Origin of the sequence: Phenylobacterium sp. (assembly GCF_030651755.1) — a bacterium.
Lineage (GTDB): Bacteria > Pseudomonadota > Alphaproteobacteria > Caulobacterales > Caulobacteraceae > Phenylobacterium.
In genome coordinates, this window is the sequence record NZ_JAUSBZ010000120.1 from 1 (window position 1) to 4,779 (window position 4,779).

The window sequence follows — 4,779 nt, forward strand, 5'->3', positions numbered from 1 at the left end:
AGGACGTTGAACACCTCCAGGCTCTCAGTGGTCCAGAAGGCGAAGCTGGCCTGGAGGACCAGCAGGCCAGTGAACAGGGCGACGCCGCCGGTGATGGTCCAGGCGAGCAGCAGGATCTTGTCCGGGGTCCAGGTCACGCCGACCACGGCGGCGCCGACGAAGAGGACCAGCAGGGCCTGGGCCAGGCGGCCGAAGCGGCTGAGGCGGAACTCGTAGCCCACCAGTTGCAGGGCCGGGGAGCGGGGGCGCAGCAGGATGCGGTCGAAGGCGCCGGTCTTGACGAACTCGTTGCCGAAGACGTCGAAGCCACGGGTGAAGAAGTCGGTCAGGGCGAAGCTGGTGGAGACCACCCCATAGAAGACGGCGATGTGCCCCAGGCCCCAGCCCTGGACCTGACCGAAGCGGTCGAACAGGGCCCAGGCCGCCAGCATGTCGATGATGGTGGTCAGGAAGGCGCCGATGCCCAGCATGATGGCCGAGCCGGGATATTGCAGCTGGCTGCGCAGGGAGGCGCCGAAATAGCGGAGGAGCAGGGCTGCGCTGTTCATCGTGCCTAGCCTCCCTGGACTTCCAGGCGGCGCATGACGCGGGCCATGGCCCAGCGGCCGAGAAGGATCAGCGCCACCGTCCAGAAGGCCTGCAGCCCGAGCCCCGCCAGGGCGCCGGTCCCGCTCAGCTGGCCGACATAGAGGCGCAGGGGAATGTCCATCATGCCGGCGAAGGGCTGGACCAGCAGGGCCGTCTGCGCCCAGTCCGGATAGAGGGCGAGCGGCAGAAGGTTGCCGGAGAAGACGATGATCAGGCTGTTGAACAGCACATTGATCCCCCGGTCGGTGAGGGTGGCGGCGACGATGATGTTGACGATCATCAGAAAGGCGGCCGACAGGGCCAGGGCGAGCGGCAGGGAGATGGCGAAGGCGGCGGCGGCGGCCAGGGTCGGCGGCGGCTTCCAGGCCCAGTCCGACAGGCCGATGAGCGGCAGGACAAGGCCGGCGCCTAGCAACATCAGGGCCGCCCGGGGCAGGGCCCGAGAGGCCATCCAGGCGGCTCCCCTGACGTACCAGAGGCTGTAGGTGTCCACCGGCCGCAGGCGGTCATAGGCCACTGAGCCCGTGCGCACCGACAGGGCGACCTCGGGATCGGCGCTCCAGGGGGTCAACGCCAAGAGCGCCTGGGCGAGCCAGGTGTAGGTGATGACCTGGACCAGCGTCATGGGGGAGGCCGCCGCCGCGCCGGGCGCCGCGGCGAAGAAGGCCGCGTAGATCATCACCTTGATGCCGCCCCACCAGCACTGGGTGGCGAAGCCGGCGATGGCCGCGGCGCGATACTGCAGCATCAACAGGAAGCGGCTGGAGAAGGCCGCGAGATAGGGGCGGGCGGCGTCCATGGGGCTCAGGCCTCGCCCGCGCCGTGCAGATCGTAGAAGCGGGCGATGACCTCTTCGATGGCCGGTTCCCCCACATGGATGTCGACCACCTCGTGGGCCGCGGCGAGGGCGGCGATCAGGGTTGGCGTGGGCGTGCGGGCCGGATCGAAGGCGAGCTCCAGGGTCTGGCCCTTGCGGCTGCGGACCTCGACGCCGGGGAGATTGAGGTCGGGCGCCGCATGGGCGAAGTCGACCACCAGACGCCGCTCGGCCAGGACATTGGCCCGCAGGGTCTCGAACGGGCTGTCGGCCAGGACCTGACCGTGGCCGATGACGATGACCCGCTCCGCCAGGGCCTCGATGTCGTGCATGTCGTGGGTGGTGAGCAGGACAGTGACGCCGCGCTCGCGGTTCAGGCGGCGGACCACTTCGCGCACGGCGAGCTTTGACGGCGCGTCCAGACCGATGGTCGGCTCGTCCAGGAACAGGATGTCGGGCTCGTGCAGCAGGGCCGCGGCGATCTCGGCACGCATCCGCTGGCCCAGCGACAGCTGTCGCACCGGCTGGTCCAGCACGCGCTCAAGGCGCAGCAGGGCGACAAGCTCATCGCGGTTGGCGCGGTAGCGGGCGGGCTCGACCCGGTAGATGTCGGCCAGCAGGTCAAAGCCTTCGGAGACCGGCAGGTCCCACCAGAGCTGGGTGCGCTGGCCAAACACCACGCCAATCCGGGAGACGTGGGCGATACGGTCGGTGAAGGGGACGCGGCCGTTGACCTGCACCAGCCCAGCGTCGGGTTTCAGGATGCCCGACAGGATCTTGATGGTGGTGGACTTGCCCGCCCCGTTGGGACCGATGAAGCCCAGCAGTTCGCCCGCCTCCAGGGAAAAGGAGACGTCGCGCAGGGCCTGGACCGTGCGGTGGCGGCGATGGACCAGACCCTTGACCGCGCCCAGCAGGCCGGGATCGCGCTCTGCGACGCGATAGGTCTTGGCCAAGTCCTCGACGAGGATCTGTGGCATGGGCGGGCGCCCGTGATGAAAATGAGAAGGAGGCGGACCCTAGAGGGCGACGCACCCTGTGGCAATGGCGCAGCTCCCCTACACGCAAAACGCGAAAAGAAAGGTGCGATGACGCATCCGTGAAGCCGGTTGGCGCGTAACCCTTTCAGCCGTCGCGCCGATCGCGGCCGCGACTGAACTCCGAGGGACTGTCCATGACCGATCCGAAATTCCGCATTCTCGCCGGCGCTTCTGCGCTGGTTCTCGCCCTGACCCTGTCGGCCTGCTCGCAGCCTCAAGACACCGCCGCTGCGCCAGAAGCCGAGCCGATGGCGGCGGCCGAACCGGCCATGGCCCAGACCAATATCGTCGCCGGGGCCCAGGCGTCTCCTGACCACACCACCCTGGTCGCCGCCGTCCAGGCCGCTGATCTGGTCGACACCCTGTCGGGTCCGGGGCCGTTCACGGTCTTCGCGCCCACCAATGCGGCCTTTGAAAAGCTCCCCGCCGGCACGGTGGACAGCCTGTTGCAGCCGGCCGCCAAGGACCAGCTGACCTCGGTGCTGACCTATCATGTGGTGGCTGGCGAGTTGATGGCCGCCGACGTGCTGGCCGCGATCGAAGCTGGCGGCGGTACGGCGACCCTGACCACCGTCCAGGGCGGCGAGCTGAAGGCCTCGGTGGTCAATGGCGCAGTCCAGCTGACCGACGCCCAGGGCAATACGTCCATGGTGACCGCCACCGATCTCGACCAGTCCAATGGCGTGATCCACGTGATCGACACTGTGATCATGCCGGCCGCCTAGAGCCTGATGCGATCAGACGGAACCGTCTGATCGTTGAATCAGGCTCTAAACTCTAAGTCATGAGCACGTTCCGATAACCGGTTCCCACTTATCGGAACGCGCTCTAAGACGGCGCGACGCACCACAGATCAGGGCCCCCGCACATTGCGGGGGCCCTTTTTCATGGTCGGACTATTCGGGGTCGAACTATTCGGCCGGCCGGGGCGCGACCGGCGGGACCAGGGGCTCGGCCACATCGATGGCGGCGGACGTGGCCATGGCCTGCGGCGCGAGGGTGGCGGCGCGGCGCTCGGCCAGGGCGGCCTTGGTGGTCTCATAGCTCGCCCGGGTGATCTTGTAGCGGGCGTAGAAGAAGACGGCGATGAAGCCGGGAATGCCCGCCAGCACGCCATCCCACAGCGCCAGATCCCAGATCACCTGGGCCGGCACCTCGCCGACCTGGGCGCGGACGGGGAAGGAGATCAGGGTCAGGACGAAGCCGGCCAGGGCCGCGCCGATAGCCTGATCGACCTTGGCGAACAGGGCGCGGGTGGAATAGAGCACCCCTTCCTGGCGCAGGCCGAACTTCAATTCGTTTTCGTCGGCGATATCGGCGAGCGCCGACATGATGCTGATCGACAGGACGCTGGCCGCCCCATAGCTCAGCACCGAAAACGCGATGAGAATGGCCAGCAGGTTCGGCGTCTCGGTGGTCAGCATGCCGGCGAAGCCCATGAGGATCGGGACGGACGGCGCCAGCGCATAGACGATGGCCGAGACGATGATGGTCGCCTTCTTGTCGAACTTCCCATGCAGGGCCGCGGCGAACAGGAAGGCCGACAGGTAGCCGGCGAAGGAGCCGATGACGAAGAAGCGGATCTGCTCCGACCCCAGGCCCCAGTAATAGGTGTTGGTATAGAGGTGCAGGCCGCCGCGCAGGCCGATCATCATGCTGAGGAAGAAGTAGGCGATCAGCAGCCAGACATAGTTGATGTTGTTGAAGGCCTTGCCCATGTCCTTGAAGAACTCAAGGGGGCTGTACTTCGGCAGGTTTTCCGCGGGCTTGGGCAGGAGGGGGATACGGTCGCGGGTGAACCAGGCCGAGGCCGCCAGCAGGGCGAGCGCGATGCCCCCCATGATCACCGAGAAGGCGCCATAGGGCTCTGGATTGAGCAGGCCGCGGGGATATTCCGGCGTCGCCTTGAAGAAGTAGCTGAGCGCGATCCAGGTAGTGGCCGCCGCGCCGGCCCAGGTGAAGAAGCTGTTGTAGGCCATCACCTTGGAGCGCTCGGTATAGTCGCGACTGAGCTCGCTGCCCAAGGCCATATGTGGCGTGTGATAGAAGGTCATCGACTGGCGCAGCATGACGACGGTCACGGCGAACCAGGAGAACAGGGCCCAGGTGCCCAGGCCGTCCGGCGGGTTGAACACCGCCCACAGGGACAGGACGATGGGGATGGGGGCGAAGAACATGTAGATGTGGCGCCGGCCCCAGCGCGACTTGGTGCGGTCGGAGATCGAGCCCACCAGGGGATCGGAAATCCCGTCGAGGAACAGGCTGGCGGAGATGGCGAGACCCGCCAGGTGCGCCTCCAGCCCCAGGACCTGATTGTAATAGAGCATGGCGTAG

General features: G+C 67.1%; 5 protein-coding genes. 1 reads left to right on the forward strand and 4 read right to left on the reverse strand.

Going from position 1 to position 4,779, the window contains the following annotated elements:
• The 3 genes from Q7V15_RS11040 to Q7V15_RS11050 all read right to left on the reverse strand — a co-directional run.
• Positions 1-548 (reverse strand): ABC transporter permease (locus Q7V15_RS11040; RefSeq protein WP_304755615.1); only part of this gene is annotated, 548 nt, incomplete at its 3' end.
• Positions 549-553: 5 nt separating this feature from the next.
• On the reverse strand, positions 554-1,387 hold the full coding sequence (locus tag Q7V15_RS11045; RefSeq protein WP_304755616.1) for a hypothetical protein: 834 nt from the start codon (positions 1,385-1,387) through the stop codon (positions 554-556).
• Between the two features lie 5 nt (positions 1,388-1,392).
• Positions 1,393-2,385: an ATP-binding cassette domain-containing protein gene (locus Q7V15_RS11050; RefSeq protein ID WP_304755617.1), complete on the reverse strand. Its 993-nt coding sequence runs from the start codon at positions 2,383-2,385 to the stop codon at positions 1,393-1,395.
• A 194-nt stretch (positions 2,386-2,579) separates the two neighbouring features.
• On the opposite strand from Q7V15_RS11050, the gene Q7V15_RS11055 reads away from it, so the two are divergent.
• Entirely contained in the window at positions 2,580-3,170 is a 591-nt protein-coding gene (locus Q7V15_RS11055; protein WP_304755618.1) for a fasciclin domain-containing protein, read from the forward strand.
• A gap of 186 nt (positions 3,171-3,356) precedes the next feature.
• Here Q7V15_RS11055 and Q7V15_RS11060 read toward each other — a convergent pair.
• Positions 3,357-4,779 (reverse strand): MFS transporter (locus tag Q7V15_RS11060; RefSeq protein ID WP_304755619.1); only part of this gene is annotated, 1,423 nt, incomplete at its 5' end.